The following is a 15,953-nucleotide window of genomic DNA, read 5'->3' as shown; positions in this document are numbered from 1 at the left end:
CATGAATTGTCATCTGCAAATATTTCTCGACGGTCGTTGGCAAGTTGCTGCGATCTTCGAGCCGGACCCCCAGAGCATCACCCGGGGTGTTGCGGGAAGCGCTCGCCTGCAGTATGAAATCGATTACGCTATGGCTCATCTTGGTCGCCGGGACGCCGAACTCATCCCCGGCCTTACCGTCGGATTTGAATTGTTCCGCTTTGATCAATGGCCGCCATTTCTGCTCGATCTGATGCCGAGCGGCGCAGGGCGAAGGGCCTGGCTCCGGCGGTTGCAGGTTGACAAAGATGGCCCGCATGCTGACTGGCACCTTCTCACCAAAGGGGCCGGCGCTCCACCGGGCAGTCTGAGGGTGGCTGAAGCCGCGCCTCTTCCTCCTCGCGATCATTTCAAGATTGGCTTTCCCCGCCAGGATATCATCGAACAGCGGGAGGGATTCCTCGATTACGCCGAAGAAAGAGGAGCTCATGTCGCAGGTGCCTCCAGCGTGCAGGGAGAAGCGCCGAAATATCTGCTTGCCGAGGACCTTTTCGGGATGTTTCACGCCGAAGGAGCTCTGACCGATGAGCAAAGCAAACGCTTCTGGCTGGTGAAGTTCCCTCGCGGCCGCCGTGCCGATTCGCGCAACCAGCAGGTTCTTCGCAATGAACCGTTTTACCTGGAAGTGGCCAGAAGGTTCGGCATCCGGGTCGGAGACCCTTTGATCCATGACCAGGGCGTGCTGTTTGTTCCCCGTTTCGATCGGGAAGTCATCGATGGTCGCGTCACCCGCCTTGCCATGCACAGCCTCTATGCCCTGGCCGGCATACCCGGGTATGGCACGGTGGTTCGCCACGATACCTTCTGTCAGGCCCTCGCGAAAGCCGTCACCGAACCTGCTGGAGAAATTCGCGAGTATTTGCGTCGCGACATGCTGAATCTGGCACTGCGCAACACCGACAATCATGGACGCAACTCCGCTGTCCTGAGAAGCAAGGGTCGCATCCAGCTTTCTCCACTTTTCGACTTCGCCCCCATGTTTCTGGACCCGGAAGGCATTGGACGCGTCACTCGGTGGGAGGATGAATCTCCGGGGAATCAACCGGAATGGGGAAAGGTCTGTGAGAAGCTCGCAAACTTTCTAGATCCTGGTGAAACCAGAGTCTGGCTCGCCGGTCACGGGAACGCCGTCCGAAAACTGCCTGAGACCATGGCGGATTGCGGCGTCGATTCCGAGATCATCCAACGGCTGGCACCCTGGACCGAAGCGGTCGCGAAAGGCCTGGAGGAGGCAAAACCGAGGATCACGTTATGAAACGACCCGATGCCCATGCAATGGCAGAGATGAAAGAGGAGCTCTATGCGGCTCTTGCCAGGGGAGATATCGATATCCGCCAGGCGACGCGCCGGATGAGGAAAATCCTCGGCATGACTCAGAAGGAATATGCTCAAAAAATCGCCGATATTTCTCCGCGCATCCTTTCCGAATTTGAAAGTGGAACCGGCAATCCCACGCTGGCCACACTGGAGAAGATAGCCTCGCCTTTCGGCCTGAAAGTCACCTTTCTCCCACCCGAATCCTGGCGGTTCCGGCCTGAAAAGGGATAGCGCCTGACTTCCCTTCCGGTATCGCCAGGTTGTCCCAGGCCTGCCGCAACAGGGTGTGCCCGCCGTAAACAAAATATCCGCTCAGGAGAATAGCGACCGTTTTAAGAAGATACTCTTTGAACGAGATATAAAGAATGGCCCAGAAGGCAGGAAATATCTGCAGGAAGAGAACCAGACCGACCAGGAAGAGGGCGCCGGTGCGCCTTTTGACCGCCAGCCAGGAAAAAGGAACCAGGAAAGCGATCTCGGCCAGCCGGATATAGGGAAAAAAGACCGGTTTTTCACCGGTCAGAAAAGCATTGACGGTCTGACCGATTTTAAAGGCAACGAACAGCGCCAGAATCAGTTTGGGATCCAGCAATATCCGGATTGCCGTTTTCAAGCCATGGCCAGTTGTCACCCGATCCTCCCGTCCGAAATTATCTCCCATTAAGAATAGCAAGCTTTTTGGAAATTTCAGCAAAAGGCAGCAGCAGGGAAGGGTGACGTTTGGCCTTTCACTTAACCGGTGCTGAAACAGGCTATAATGGGGTAAAAAACAGAGGAGGTGAGATCATGAGCGTAACCTGCATGGAGGCCTTTGAAACCTCCCTTCACAAGACCAATGTGTGGTTTCGTGAGATCATGGACGAGATGCACTGGGAAGACCGCCACCGGGCCTATCTGGCCCTGAGGGCCGTGCTGCACACGCTGCGCGACCGCCTCTCTCCGCAGGAAGCAGCCCACCTGGGTGCTCAGCTTCCCCTGCTGGTGCGAGGCATCTACTACGAGGGGTGGACACCGACGGGAAAACCGACCAGGGAGCGGCACAAGGAACAGTTTCTCGGCAAGATCTCCGACTTTTTCGTGAAGGAACCCGAGGTCGACGCCGAGGGGATCGCCCGGGCCGTTTTCCATGTGCTGGACAGGCACATCACCGAGGGCGAGCTGCAGGACATCAAACACTCCCTGCCCAGGGAACTGCTCCTGCTGTGGGAGGCGAAAGGAACCGCTTGAGAGTGAGGCGTGAGGGGTGAGGACCCCATGCATCCCGGTTCAGGGGCGATTCGAGAATCGCCCCTGCCGCTGATTCTCGATCAATTTTTGGAAGCCGACCCTTCCAACAGAGCCATGACCCCTTTGGCGATGGCCGTGTTGTCCAGATAGAGGCCGCGCACAGGGTCGGGGGAGGGCAAAAGGTGCTGAAGGAAAGAGTCTGCACCGGCTCCCCTGGCGAAGAAGGGGACCAGGGAATTGGTATGTTCGGCTGACTGCCACTGCAGATTGGGCACCCTCAGGAGTCCATTTCCGACCAGGGGATTCGGCCGGTCGCTGGAACCGGGGCCGTTGAGAAAGCCGGTTTCATGGTCAGCCGTGACGATCAGCAGGGTTTCCTCCCAGGAGCTTCGGGTTTCCACCCAGGCGATCACCCGGGCCACCGCATGGTCGAAGGCGATCTGCTCCTCGATCATCCTCCCCGCCTGATTGGCATGGCTCGCCCAGTCTATGGCGCCCCCCTCGATCATCAGAAAAAAGCCGTCCTCGTCCTCATCGAGCACGTTCAGGGCGGCTGCCGCCATCTCCGCCAGGGTCGGTACCGTCTCGACAAGGGGGACAGCGAAAGGGGGATCGGAGGCGTAGGTCCCGTCCTCCGACGAATCGCCCCGTTTCTGCTGCAGGGTCGGTGCGATGCGGGCAATGCCGATGACCCGCCCGGGGGTCGCCCCTTCGGCCAACTCCCGGAAAGCCTGGCGATCCTCGATCAGGGTCCAGGGATCTTCCTTGCCGTCGCCATCCATGTCTCCCCCCGCGGTCCCCTGCTCCAGGGCGCTCCAGGTCGATTCGCCGCCGACGGATCGGAAGGACCCGGGCTCCGCTCTTTTCTCGCCATTGCGGTCGAACCAGGGATGCCCACAGCCCATCAGCACCTCCAGGCCGCTTTCGTTTATCATGTACCGGGCGATCTCTTCCATGTTTTTGCGGGTCGGATTGTGGGCGACAAAGCCGGCCGGGGTGGCATGACTGACCGGCACGGTGGTAATCACCCCCGTGGACCGGCCGGTCTCTTCGGCCACTTCCACGACATTGCGCAGCGGCTGACGCTGCATGTCCACGCCGATGGCGTAGCGATAGGTTTTGTGTCCGGTGGCCATGGCCGTGGCCGCCGCCCCTGAATCGGTCGCACCGGTTCCGGCAGAAAGGTAATCCGTCCAGAACCCCTGGGGATCGTATTGGCCCCCGGCGGCATAGGTGCTCATCGCCACCCGGACCGGAAAGGCATGGTAGGGCTGCCCGTCGGCCTGGCCGTAAAGAAACAGGCTGGCGGCCTTGACGTGGTTGAAGCCCATGCCGTCGCCGATCATCACGATGACATTCTTCGTCGATGGCTGTTTCGCGGCCACCGGTTCCTGCCGCATCTGTGGAGTGCAGGACAAGAGAAGGGCTGCCGACAGGGTGAGGAGAACAGGAAACACGAGATTATTCCGGGTCATGGGACATTACCTCCTTTAATCGACAAGGCCGGTTCACCTTTGGCCAGGTCCTCCCATCGGTAATACTGAAAAGTTCTGTTGTCGGACATGGCGACGAACAGCCCATGGGGAAATCGGCTCCCGAGGGGATGGGAAACGACTTCGCACCCATCGCACTCGTTGGTTACCGTGGCAACCGACTTCAATAACGGGTGGTGATGGGGACGAGTGGGCTCCCCCTCGCGGGGATAGATGTTGAAGCGGTTCCCCTGCTGATCGGAAACCAGGATATAGCCGCGCGTTTCGTCGAGCTGATAGATGGCGATCCCCTCACGATCCTCGGTAAAACCATCGGTTCCGAACAGGGCGAGCTCAGCCGATCCCTGATTGTGGTCCGCATGATACTTGCGGATGCCCGCTCCCTCATCAGCATAGTAGATGTAGCCAAGGGCGTCGTCCACGGCAATCGCTTCGATTTCGCCGCGGCCGCTGAAATCGCCGAGCTTTCTTACCAGAATCCCATCGATTTGTCCATTGCCGTTATCTACCAGATGATATTGCCACAGATATTCTCCGGACGGTCCGCTTTTTCTGCCGACGATGGCGAATATCTCGCCGTCCGCGTGATGACGGTATAGCGCGATGCCCATAGGAGCTCGAAAGTCCCCGGCTTCTTCACCGGCAAAGACTTCAATGCCCCCGCCGTCGAGAGGCTGCATATCCGGCAGGCTGAAAATGCGTATCTTGCTGGTCAGCCGTTCTGTCACGACCGCTATATCGATCGATCGCCCTGCCAAAGAGAATCCATATTCGACATCGACATTATTCGGCCGCTGCAGGTTGCGCACGACCCTCTCCTGCAGGATGCGGCCCTGCAGGTCGTAGACGTAGAGAGCCCCGTCCTCATTTTTGTCTGTTCCCAGAACCAGGCTCTCCGAAGGCTGTTCCCGGTTGATCCAGATGGCCGGATCGTCGGTGTCGTAACGGGTCATTTCGGTGACCACTACCGGGTGGAGATAACGGACTCCGGTCAAAGAAACACCCTCCTGACCGGCAGCAACGGCGGCCGACGGCAGGAACAGAAGACAGGAGAGTACGAGACGGAACTTTAAAAGACGGGACACGGCGTTTTCCTTTCCTTTGCGGTCAATGGGAATCCATCGCCGATCTCAATCAGCTTTATTCATTCATTCTGAAGCGGATCGGCACCGACATCCAGGTCGCCACCGTTTCACCGTCGAGGCTCGCCGGCTGGAACCGCCATTGGCGGACCGCATCCAGCGCCGCCTGGTCGAAGACGTCAGGAGGTTTGGAGTCGACAACCGAGACCCGGGTGACCCGGCCTTCTCCGTCGACCAGAAATTTGACCATGACCACCCCCTCGATGCCTTTCTGTCTGGCATCGTAGGGATAGACCGGACTGATGCGGCTGACCGGCATCGGCTGGGAATCGACCTCGCCCAGGTCGAATTCGGTCTGCGGCTGGGCCATCGGGGCAAAGACGGCGAGCCCCATCTCGGGGGTTCCCGCCGCCATCTCGAAACTCGGCGTATTCAGACTCATTCGCGGGCGGTTCGGCGCAGTGGACCTGCTCGTCTGATTGAACCCGACGACCTCGGCGATTTTGGGCAGCTGTTTCGGCTTCGGAGGCTCCTTGGGCAGTTCCCTGTCATCCGGATCCGGCGGCCGCACCCGGGTCGCCTTGCGAAAGGAGAAGCTGCTCGAGATCTCGGTCTGCCGGTTCTTCAGGGACAGATGGGACAGGAGCGGGATCGACAGAAAGAGCAGCAGATTCACCGCCACGCTGAACAGGAAAAATGAGTTGTTGCGAAGCCACTTGGTCATTGCGAGCTATTCCGGTTGCTGGGCTGCGACGCTGAGGTTTTTCACCCCGGCCAGACGGCAGGCATCCAGGGTGGAGATGATGGTTCCGGAGCGGCTGTCCTTGTCGGCGGCGATGACCACCGAACCGGTCGGGTTCTGCATGATAAATCGCTCCATGTGGCCGCGCAGGGAACGGATGTCGATCGGCTTGCCCTCGATATAGAGGATATTGCTGTCGGTGATGGCCAGCACCAGATTGGTGCTTTCCTTGGTTTGCGCCGTAGCCGCCACCGGCCGCTCCACGTCGACGCCGGCTTCCTTGACGAAGCTGGTCGTGACGATGAAGAACAGCAGCAATATGAAGATCATGTCGATGAGGGGCGACATGTTCAGTTCGGTGCCTTTGCGGTTTCTGCGTCTGCTGATGGTCGAATTGCGCATGAATCACCCCTTCGAGGATGTCTGTCGGGAAGCCAGAACCAGTCCGATGGAGAACGCCTGCAGGCGCTCCTTCAGGTTTTCGGCCCGTCGCGACAGCAGATTGCCCAGAACCAGGCCGGGGATCGCCACCACCAGACCGGTCTGGGTGGAGATAAGGGCTTCGGAAATGCCCGCGGCCATGGCCCGGGCGTTGCCGGTGCCGAACACCGCGATGACGTCGAAGGTGGTGATCATGCCGCTCACGGTGCCGAGCAGGCCCATCAGGGGAGCGACCCCGGCGAGCACCAGGATGCTGGGGATGAAACGGTCGATGTCGCTCTCCTGCTTCTTGCGCACCCGGGCCAGATGATCGAAGTCGACCGTCCCCCGCCGTCCGCTCAGCAGGCGAAAATTCCGCACCATATTTCGCTGCCAGATGGAGCCGGTTTCCTCTCCATCCCGGGCGGCAAGCAGATCCAGGACGGTGCCTTCCCGTTTTCTGGCGTTCAGGAACTGCCAGCTTTTGTAGGAAATCAGGAACCACATGATCAAGGACATGATCAGCAGGGGCGGCATGACCGCACCGCCGCTGAGAAAAAAATCAGAGGCTTGACGGTAAAGGCTGCTCATCTTTCGCCTCCCTGACATGGCCGCTTTTCAGCATCGAGATCATGAAGGCGGTGCCCTTCTCCTCCATGTCGGTCAGGATGAGATCGACCTTGCGCTCGAACAGGTGGTGGACGAAAAGGATCGGGATGGCCACCACCAGGCCCAGCTGGGTGGTGATCAGGGCTTCCGAAATCCCCCCGGACATCATGCGGGGGTCGCCGGTGCCGAACAGGTTGATCACCTGGAAGGTGCCGATCATCCCGGTCACGGTTCCCAGCAGACCCAGCAGCGGAGCGATGCCCGCGAACATGGCCAGGGTGGGCAGAAACCGTTCGAAACGGGGGATCTGCTGCAGCAGGGCCTCGTGCAGGGCGTTCTCCAGCACCTGCTGCGACTGGCCGAGGTGACGCAGTCCGCTGGCCAGCACCTGGCACAGAGGGGATTTGCCATTGGCGCGACAGTACGCGACGCATTCGTTTATGGAGTCCTTTTCCACCATCCCCGCCACATCGTCGATGATCCGGTCGGAGTTACTGCGCACGCGGAGGAAAAACAGCCCCCTTTCCACCGACAGCAGCAGGGCCAGCACCCCGATCCCGAGAATCGGCCAGACCAGGGAGCCGCCCGCCTTGAAGGTTTCAGTCAGGCTTTTGCCGTTGGTCATCTTGAGAAAGGCCCCGCCGCCCGACAGGTCGAGGGGGAGAGGCCCCCGTCCCTCCGCAATGAAATGACGGATGCGGGATTCAACCCAGCCCGGTACGGTTCCGGCGACGGCGCTCAATTCACGACCGTTGTTCGTCGGCACCAGATATCCCTGCTCGCCATCGGCCGAGTAGACTGCGGCCAGGGCGCCGATACGGGCTACCCGGCCCTGATTCGGCCGACCGTCCCCGCCGATAAAGGTTCCCTCGCCGCTACGGACCTCCGCTGATGCCTCCCGATAGCGGGTGAACAGACGGACCACGGTTTCGATTTCGGCCAGCCCCGGGAATTTTTTCCGCGCCACCATCTCGTCCACCGCCGCCCGCTCCGCCGCGAGATCCGCACCGAGGAGGCTGTCCTCGAACAGTTCCCCGCTCTGCCTGGCAAAACCGAACACGGTTCCCTGGATATTTTCGATCTCCTCCCGCTCTTTTGCCAGATCGGCGCGGAGTTTTTCCTCTGTTTCCTTCAAGCGCTCATATTCCGCCGTCAGAGGTTTCAGGCGGGATTCAGCATCCGCTGCCTGTTCCCGGTAATTCTTGAGAACCGCTTCCAGGGTAGAGCGGTCCTGCCGAACCAACTCCTCGACCTGCCGCGCCCGATCGGCCGCCCGGGCATTGGCCGATTCGAGGTCGCGGACAACATCCCGCCAGTCTGCGGTCGCCGCCGGGCTGTTGGCGACCGGCGCCAACAGCAGGAAAAGGGTACATAGGAAATAGGCAGGGATTTTCATGATCTCCTCGGTGGGTAATGGGCTCATCGCTATAAAGGCAGTTCCACCAGTTCGGCGGCCCGCTTGCGTTCAACGATGTCCATGGTCGACCGCAACGGGGCGGCATACTTTTCCTCCAGGCGGACCCAGCTCTTCCCGGCGGCATTCCAGACCCCCGGGCTTGTCCCGTCCTTCGTCAGGTAGAACAGGCCGACCCTCCCCAGCCGCAGCACCTCCACCTGGGTCGATTGCCCTTCCAGCTCGAGCTTCTCCGAGGTGACTTCGATATGGTTGCCGTACTCGGCCTCGACCTTGAGCCCTTCGAGGATGCGGCGCAGCTTTTCGCCGAGGGCCAGTTCGGGGTCTCCCAGGGATTCCCTGAGGAAGGCCAGCCGGTCCGCTCTTTCCTCGGGGAGGAAGGGGAGATCCGCGGCTGCGAATCGGGCCAGATTGTCGAGCACCTGATCCAGGTAAGGTTCGAGGGCCATGCGCAGCTGCCGCATGCTTTCCTTCTGTTCGCGCAGCGCCACCAGTTGCTCTTCTTTCAGTTTGATGTACTCCTGGTACTGCCTGTTCTGGTAGCGATTCCACTGCAGGCGGGTTTTCTGGTCCAGGATGCTGTTCGCCAGCGCCTGTTTTTCCGCTGACCAGCTGTCCGTCTGCTGCTGGCTTTTCTGCTCCCGGGCCAGCGCGGAAACCGTCGCTTCCTGCACGGAATCCACATCGACCGCCGCCGCCTGCGTGGCGACGCAGAGCAGCGACAGAACGACCAGCCTTTTGAAGCGTTCGGATTTGAGCATGTCTGTCTCCATTGGCAGGAGCTCCGGCTTTCCGGAGTTCCCCGGTTTTAGGGCTGAACGGTCAAAGGCGTTTTCACCGGACGGCACTGGTCACGGCAGTCTGGCCCGCCTGAAGGGGCCCCGCCAGCAGCATCTCGATAATGTCCAGAGCCGAATCGGCCGCCGCCCTGGTGGCCGGGAACCGGCGGGCCGTCCGGAAACTCAGCATCGCCTCCTCCCAATCCTCCAGTTGCCAGGCGGCGAAGCCTCTGAGCGGGTAGAGCTCGGCATGATCCGGGTACGTTTTGCAGGCCGACCGGAGCAGCTCCAGTGCCTTGCGGTACTCCGATCTCTCATAAAGCCATGCGGCCTTCAGCCGATAGGTTTTGGCATCCGGCCACCTCTGCAGCTTCTGGGTCAAACAACTGTCGGCCGGCTCATAAAGCCCCCCTTGCCAGTAAAGCAGGGCAAGTCGCTCCAGCCCCTGGCCGATTTTTCTGATCTCAGGGTTTTTTTCCAGGGTTTCGGCGGCCCGCAAGGGGAGGTTGAGGGACAGATAAAGATCGGCCAGATGTTCCAGGTCCGAGGCTGAGGGGGTCTCGTAGCGATAGGCGACCTCCAATGCCGCGGCCGCCTCGGCATACTTCTGCCGGTACAGCTGCAACTGGGCGAGAAACCTCCAGTAGTCCGCCTTCCCCGGGTTTATCGCCAGCAATTGCCTGACTGCGGCCGTGGCCTCGTCATAATCCTTCAACTCCAGAGAGGCATGCAGCAGCAGTTCGAACCATTCCGGTTGTCCGGGGGGATGGGCTTTCAGAAGCCGTCTGGCGGCCTCCCTGGCCTTGTGGTAATCCTTGACCCGGAGCAGCAGCGCCGCTCCCTGGTGAAGAAGCCGTGGATCGGCCGGGTCGGTCAGCTCATAGGCCCGAACGTACTGTTCCCCTGCCAGCTCCAGCCGGCCGGATCGCTCCAGCGTCAGTGCCAGATTGAGGTTCAGCAACGGGTCTCCCCGATGCAGCCGCAAACCCCTCTGGTAGGCCTTTTCCGCCTCAAGGTACTTTTCCTGCTGAAAATAGCTGTTGCCCAGCAGAAGGAAAAACCGGGCATATCCGGTCTCGGGGTGTTCTTTCAGGTACTCCTCGAGAATCAGAGCGCAGGCCTGAAGGTCTTTGTTTTCAAACCTTTTCTGGGCCTGGTAGAGAATTTTCCGCTCCCCGTGGCTGGGCTCCCTCCCGGAGGATTGGGCCGCAGCCCCGCCGGACGGCAGAGCTGCGGCCATGAACAGCGCCAGGATCAACCCGGCCCAGAAGGGAATGTCTTTTCTTCGCGACAAGAGCAAGCCAACCTTTCCTACAGCGCGAATTTCAGACCGATCCTGGCCGACCATCCGTATTTCTCATACTGGCTCAGCCGATTCGACTCTCCCCAGTAGGCTTTCAGCGGCTCGTCGGTCAGGTTGATGAAATTGGCAAACACCGTGTATCTCTCCTTGTAGGTATAGGCGGTGGAAAGATCGAGTTGGAAATGGTCGTCGATATAGCGGTCTTCGAAAGATTCCTCTCCGACCTCGTCCAGATAGGAGCTGCGGTAGGTGCCGCTCAGGCGAAGGAAAAAACCATACTTTTCATAGGAGATGGCTGCGCTGCCGACAGTATCCGAGTTGCGGATGAAATCGACGCTGCGCGATTCGCCCCCCTCTTCGGCGGGCAGGATTTTGGCCCTGCTGTCCGTCAACGCGATGTTGCCCTGAATGGAAAAACCTTCCAGCAGAGGTGTCAGGGAAGCAAGCTCCAGGCGCCCCGCCAGTTCGACGCCGGCGATATGTCCGCCATCGCCGTTTCTCCAGCTGATCAGATCGAAATCGTCTTCAAAGGAAGTCTGGGAATAGATGAAGTTGTCGATGTCCTTATAGAAGACCCCCGCCGAAGCCATGCCGAGCTTGGGCGCGTAGTAGGTCAGGGTGGCATCCCAGTTCATCGCCTCGTAAGGGTCGAGATCCGGGTTGCCCACCTCCACCTCGCCGTCGTCCTCGACCCGGGCGTACTTGGTCTGCTCCCAGGTGGGGCGGGAGATCGAGTTCGTCCAGGCGGCGTTGAGGATCAGGTTGTCCGTCAATGCGGCCCTGACATGGATGCTGGGCAGAATGTTGTCGTAGTGGTGCTTGCGGGTTTCGCTGCCGAGAACGGCCTCAGCTTCGGCATCGACCACGTTGCCGGTCGCCTTCAGCTCGGTATATTCGTAACGCACCCCCGGCAGAAGGCTGACCCGGCCGAAATCGACCTGGCCCATCAGATATCCGGCATAGATATTTTCGTCGGTATCGTAGTCCTGCCCCTCGGAGTCGACCAGATCCCGCTCCATGGCAAAAGCGCCGGAATTTCTCCGGAACCGTTCCACCAGATTGCTGGAGAGCAGGGGAAAATCGGAATATTCCCTGCGGCCGTCGCCGGTATTGCCTTCGAGGGTGTCGAACGCGGCCGGATTGTCGTCGCTCGTCCAGACTTCGGTATCGTTGTTCTTGTTGCGCAAACTGACGTAATAGCCGGTCTTGAGATAACTCTGCAGAGGGAGACGGAAACTCTTTTTCAGGTTGCCCTGGAAGATCCAGGCATCTTCCTCGACGATCTGATCGGCATCCTCCACCCCGTCCAGCTCGTAACTGCTCAAATCGAGCAGATCGCCGCCGGTCACCGCCACCGAGGGCGTATCGGTAGCGGCATCGCTGTAGCTGTAGCTCAGGGTCGTGTTTTCGTAGACGATCTCGGTATCGTCGGGGGTATCCTGCTCGGCATAGGAATAGGCCAGCGAGTAATCCCAGGACCAGGAGCCCGCCTGCTGTTCCCCGCCGGCGCTCAGGGTCCAGTTGAGCTGGGTTTCCTCGCGATCCTTCAGTTCAGAGGAGGTGGTCAGGTCGTCACCGCCGATGGTACCGGCATTGCCGGAGGCATCCGGGGTCATTTCCATGTCGGTGATGGCGGTCAGGCGTCGGATTTCGTGGTCGGTGAATTCGCTGAACACGCCGCGCAGGAAAAAGAGGTTGTTTTCCGAAGGCTTATACTCCAGATTGGCGGTGGCGCCGAAACGCTCCCGGGTCAGATCATACTCCCGGTACTGGATCTCTTCGGTCACCCAGGCGCCGTCGTCGTTCTGCTCCCAGGGATCGGCTTCGACATTGTCCGACCCGTAATCCCGGCGGTCGTAACTGACCGAGCCGAGGAATCCGAACTTGTTCCCTTGACCGAAAGTGTTGCCGAAGGTCAAGGACCCGCTGGGAGCATACTGGTCGGTCAGATCGGCATAGTTGACGCCGGCGGTGGCGTCAAGAGTCATCTGGTTGCGATCGAAGGCGCTCGGGGTTTCGATTTCGATGTGGCCGCCGATGCTGTCGGCCGGCATGTCGGCGGTGAGGGCCTTGGTGACCACGAGGGTCTCCATGACATTCATGGGGATGACGTCGAGCAGAACCGCCCGGCTGGAATCGTCCGGCGCTGCCAGAGCCACGCCGTCGATGGAAACGCTGTTGAGATTGGGGTCGATGCCGCGCACGATGACAAAACGGCCTTCACCCTGGTCCCTTTCGACGGAGACGCCGGGCAGTCGGTTCAGGGCTTCGGCGGCGTTCTGATCGGGAAACCGCCCGAAGGCGTCAGAGGCTACGATATTGGTCAGGTTCGGAGCCGTTTTCTGGCGGTTCAGGGCCCTGGCCTGACCCACCGCCTGCCCCTGCACGACCATTTCATCCATGGCCACCGTCTCGGCGCCGAGGTCGATGTCCAAGGTGGCGGTTTCGTTTTCCTTGACGACGACGGTGCGCGTGACCGGCTCGTAGCCGAGATAGGAGAAGGTCAGGGACTGCTCTCCCGCGGGCAGGATCAGGCTGAATTCCCCCTGCCGGTTGCTGACCGCTTTCCGGCTGTTGTCCTGATTGGTAACGAGAACCCCCATCAATTTGATGTTGTTCTCCGAATCGATGACCGTCCCGGTGACCTTGCCCGGCTCGGCGGCCAGTGCCGCACTGCCGCCTGCAAGGCAGAACAGGAAGACAGCAAAAGCTACTGAACTGACGCGTTTCAGCATTGAATATCCCTCCTTGACAGCAAATGGAACCAATAGTGGATCCGGCCGGTAGCCGCAAAAGCGACAACCGAACTTTCTTCAGCGGTCAATTAAAGGGGAATTTTATTAAGTTCTTGTTTCGAAAGAATTAGTTTACGATGGAAAGGCAGCCTTTCCGCTAACCTCTGCCTAACATTTTGCTTTACAGGAGAAGGCGAATTTCTTAAAGTCTTGCACGATGCAAAACCAAAAAATTCGATCAGGGAAACGGGACGCCGGCCGGACAAACCTTTGCAGTTTGCCCGGTTTTTTACCGAATGGCGGCCGTTGAATTAAAACAGCATTCTGGTTTTCCTGCAGTCCGTCGGCAACCGGCTTCAAGACAGAAAGGACTCAAAGCAAGATGAGTACGGAATTCGTGTATGTCGGGCTCGGCATCCTGATCGTTGTCGCCTTCTTCGACATTATCGTCGGGGTCGCCAATGACGCGGTCAACTTTCTCAACTCCTCCTTCGGATCGAGGGTGGCGCCGAGAAGGGTTGTGCTGGGCATAGCCAGCCTGGGGATCCTGCTCGGTGTGACCTTTTCCAGCGGCATGATGGAAGTGGCCAGAAAAGGGATCTTTCATCCCCAGCTCTTCAATATGCCGGAACTGCTGACCATGTTCCTTGCGGTCATGATTGTCGACATCATCCTGCTCGACCTCTTCAACACCTATGGCCTGCCCACCTCCACCACGGTTTCGATCGTTTTCGAGTTGCTAGGCGCCGCCGTCGCCGTCTCGGTGCTGAAAATCGTGCAGGCAGGGGAAAGCCTGGCCGACATCGGCAACTACATCAATTCGGACAAGGCCTTCACCATCATCATGGGCATTCTGCTCTCGGTGGCCATCGCCTTTGTCTGCGGGGCGATCATCCAGTTTTTCACCCGTCTGCTCTTCACCTTCGATTACCGCAAACGGATTAAGCGTTATGGCGCCCTGTGGGGCGGGCTGGCGATGTGCTCCATAACTTATTTCATCCTGGTCAAGGGCGCCAAGGGCGCATCCTTCATGACCATGGAGAACGTGGCCTGGATCAAGACCCACACCTTCACCCTGCTGTCGATCATCTTCCTGATTTCGGCAGCCGTCATGCTGATCCTGCAGCTCCTTAAAATCAACATTCTCAAACCGATCGTGCTGATCGGCACCTTCGCTCTGGCCATGGCGTTTGCCGCCAACGACCTGGTCAACTTCATCGGCGTGCCCTTGGCCGGCCTGGATGCCTTCCGGGCGGCGATGGCTGCGGACAACCCGCTGACAGTCGGCATGGGGGCTCTGGGGGAGAAGGCGCAGACGGAGACCTACGTCCTGCTGATTGCCGGCATCGTCATGGTCCTGACCCTCTGGTGGTCGAGAAAAGCCCATACCGTGACCGAAACCGAAATCCGCCTCAGCCAGCAGGAGGAGGGGAGCGAGCGGTTCGAATCGATTTTCCTGTCCCGCGGCATCGTTCGGCTGTTTCTGCACGTGTTTGAAACAGTTAGGTTCACCGTGCCACCGGGAGTTCGTGCCTTCATCAACCGGCGCATGGACCCCGCCGCCTCCACCATCGCCGGAGCGGGAGAACGGCCCTCCTTCGATCTGCTGCGTGCGTCGGTCAATCTGATGGTGGCAAGCGCGGTCATTTCCTACGGTACCGCCAACAAGCTGCCGCTTTCGACCACTTTCGTCACTTTCATGGTGGCCATGGGCACCTCCTTTGCCGATCGGGCCTGGGGCCGGGATAGCGCCGTCTATCGCGTGACCGGCGTGCTCACGGTCATCGGCGGGTGGTTTATGACTGCCGTCATCGCCTTCATCTTCGCCGGCCTGTTCGCTACCGTCATCTTCTATCTGAAGGGACTGGGCGTGCTCCTTCTGCTGTTCATCGCCGGAGCTCTGATCTGGAATGCTCATCGGAAACACCGCGCCATGGCTCGGGAAGGGCAAAAGGAGAAGGTTTTCAATCTCGTGGCTGTTGCGGACGCCCGCAGCACGGTGGAGACGACCTTCGAACACATGAGCTTCCTGCTGGCCGAGATCCGCGAATCCCTCGACACCACCCTCGATGCCCTTTTCCGGCAGAGCTTCGACCGGCTGGGCGTCGAACGGAAAAAAGTGAGCAGGATTCAGCAGTGGTCCAACATCATCAGCGCCAACGTCTTCAAGTCGATGCGACTTCTCGATCAGCAGGGGCTGATGGTTTCGCACAAGTATCCGCAGGCCGTGCGCCGCCTGCAGAAGCTCACCGACGGCCATCGCGACCTGGTCCTGCGGGCCTACACCCATGTCGGCAACCATCACAAGGGGCTGCTGCCGGTTCAGATCGAGGAACTGCAGCGGGTTCGGCAGATGCTCAGCGACATTCTGCTCGAAACGGAGAAAACCTTTCGTGAGCGCCGGACCGCCAATATCGAAGGGTTGAAGGCAAAAATGACGCAACTCCGGGCCCTTGCCGCCGAGCTGAATGTTCGGCAGGTGGCCAGGATTCACGACAGCTCCTCCAAAACCCGTCTGAGCATCCTTTTCTATGCGATCGTCGGCAACGCCATCATGCTGTCCAAGCAGAACCTGGAACTGATGGAAATTTTCCACCAGTCCTTCAGTCAATTCGAAAAGAACAACACGGATAATTCCTGAAACTGCCTGTCGATTCTGTCAAAAGCCTCCGGTTCAAGAACCGGAGGCTTTTTTCTTCTCTTGCCGACGATCCGTCACGTCCGAGCGCATATTTTTCAATTTCCGGAATCAGGGTCCAACCTTCTTTCGGAGCACTTTCACAATATTTCCTC

At 59.4% G+C, this 15,953-nt stretch carries 14 protein-coding genes; 4 read left to right on the top strand and 10 right to left on the bottom strand.

Annotated features, from left to right (window positions below; genetic code table 11):
* Position 1: 1 nt before the first annotated feature.
* Both R2940_14745 and R2940_14740 read left to right on the top strand, forming a co-directional pair.
* Positions 2-1,294 (top strand): HipA domain-containing protein, encoded by a 1,293-nt coding sequence (locus tag R2940_14745; protein ID MEZ4601044.1) that lies wholly within the window; start codon positions 2-4, stop codon positions 1,292-1,294.
* Complete coding sequence (locus R2940_14740; protein ID MEZ4601043.1) at positions 1,291-1,587, top strand: helix-turn-helix transcriptional regulator; 297 nt, start codon at positions 1,291-1,293, stop codon at positions 1,585-1,587. Before R2940_14745 ends, R2940_14740 begins: the two co-directional genes overlap by 4 nt.
* On the opposite strand, the gene R2940_14735 is transcribed toward R2940_14740, so the two are convergent.
* On the bottom strand, positions 1,538-1,987 hold the full coding sequence (locus tag R2940_14735) for a hypothetical protein (GenBank protein ID MEZ4601042.1): 450 nt from the start codon (positions 1,985-1,987) through the stop codon (positions 1,538-1,540). The genes R2940_14740 and R2940_14735 overlap by 50 nt on opposite strands.
* Before the next feature lie 155 nt (positions 1,988-2,142).
* On the opposite strand from R2940_14735, the gene R2940_14730 reads away from it, so the two are divergent.
* Positions 2,143-2,583, top strand: a complete 441-nt coding sequence (locus tag R2940_14730) for a DUF2267 domain-containing protein (GenBank protein MEZ4601041.1) — start codon at positions 2,143-2,145, stop codon at positions 2,581-2,583.
* Between the two features lie 80 nt (positions 2,584-2,663).
* On the opposite strand, the gene R2940_14725 is transcribed toward R2940_14730, so the two are convergent.
* The 9 genes from R2940_14725 to R2940_14685 all read right to left on the bottom strand — a co-directional run bounded on the left by R2940_14725 (position 2,664) and on the right by R2940_14685 (position 13,160).
* Entirely contained in the window at positions 2,664-4,058 is a 1,395-nt protein-coding gene (locus R2940_14725; GenBank protein ID MEZ4601040.1) for an alkaline phosphatase, read from the bottom strand.
* Positions 4,055-5,161 carry a phytase gene (locus R2940_14720; GenBank protein MEZ4601039.1) on the bottom strand — a complete coding sequence of 369 codons (1,107 nt, stop codon included), beginning with the start codon at positions 5,159-5,161 and terminating at the stop codon, positions 4,055-4,057. The genes R2940_14725 and R2940_14720 overlap by 4 nt, the downstream gene beginning before the upstream one ends.
* 55 nt (positions 5,162-5,216) lie before the next feature.
* The gene (locus tag R2940_14715) at positions 5,217-5,882 is read right to left on the bottom strand and encodes an energy transducer TonB (protein ID MEZ4601038.1); all 666 of its coding nucleotides are present in this window, start codon (positions 5,880-5,882) and stop codon (positions 5,217-5,219) included.
* Positions 5,883-5,888: 6 nt separating this feature from the next.
* Positions 5,889-6,302, bottom strand: a complete 414-nt coding sequence (locus R2940_14710; GenBank protein ID MEZ4601037.1) for a biopolymer transporter ExbD — start codon at positions 6,300-6,302, stop codon at positions 5,889-5,891.
* A 3-nt stretch (positions 6,303-6,305) separates the two neighbouring features.
* Entirely contained in the window at positions 6,306-6,911 is a 606-nt protein-coding gene (locus tag R2940_14705; protein ID MEZ4601036.1) for a MotA/TolQ/ExbB proton channel family protein, read from the bottom strand.
* The gene (locus R2940_14700; protein MEZ4601035.1) at positions 6,883-8,325 is read right to left on the bottom strand and encodes a MotA/TolQ/ExbB proton channel family protein; all 1,443 of its coding nucleotides are present in this window, start codon (positions 8,323-8,325) and stop codon (positions 6,883-6,885) included. Before R2940_14700 ends, R2940_14705 begins: the two co-directional genes overlap by 29 nt.
* Before the next feature lie 29 nt (positions 8,326-8,354).
* Positions 8,355-9,104 carry a DUF3450 domain-containing protein gene (locus tag R2940_14695; GenBank protein MEZ4601034.1) on the bottom strand — a complete coding sequence of 250 codons (750 nt, stop codon included), beginning with the start codon at positions 9,102-9,104 and terminating at the stop codon, positions 8,355-8,357.
* Between the two features lie 73 nt (positions 9,105-9,177).
* Complete coding sequence (locus R2940_14690) at positions 9,178-10,416, bottom strand: tetratricopeptide repeat protein (protein ID MEZ4601033.1); 1,239 nt, start codon at positions 10,414-10,416, stop codon at positions 9,178-9,180.
* Positions 10,417-10,433: 17 nt separating this feature from the next.
* Entirely contained in the window at positions 10,434-13,160 is a 2,727-nt protein-coding gene (locus tag R2940_14685) for a TonB-dependent receptor (GenBank protein MEZ4601032.1), read from the bottom strand.
* 382 nt (positions 13,161-13,542) lie between these two features.
* Between R2940_14685 and R2940_14680 the strand changes: the two genes are divergently transcribed.
* Entirely contained in the window at positions 13,543-15,801 is a 2,259-nt protein-coding gene (locus R2940_14680; GenBank protein ID MEZ4601031.1) for an inorganic phosphate transporter, read from the top strand.
* Positions 15,802-15,953 lie beyond the last annotated feature (152 nt).

Source organism: Syntrophotaleaceae bacterium (genome assembly GCA_041390365.1).
Lineage (GTDB): Bacteria > Desulfobacterota > Desulfuromonadia > Desulfuromonadales > Syntrophotaleaceae > JAWKQB01.
This window is presented reverse-complemented; position numbering and strand designations above follow the sequence as displayed.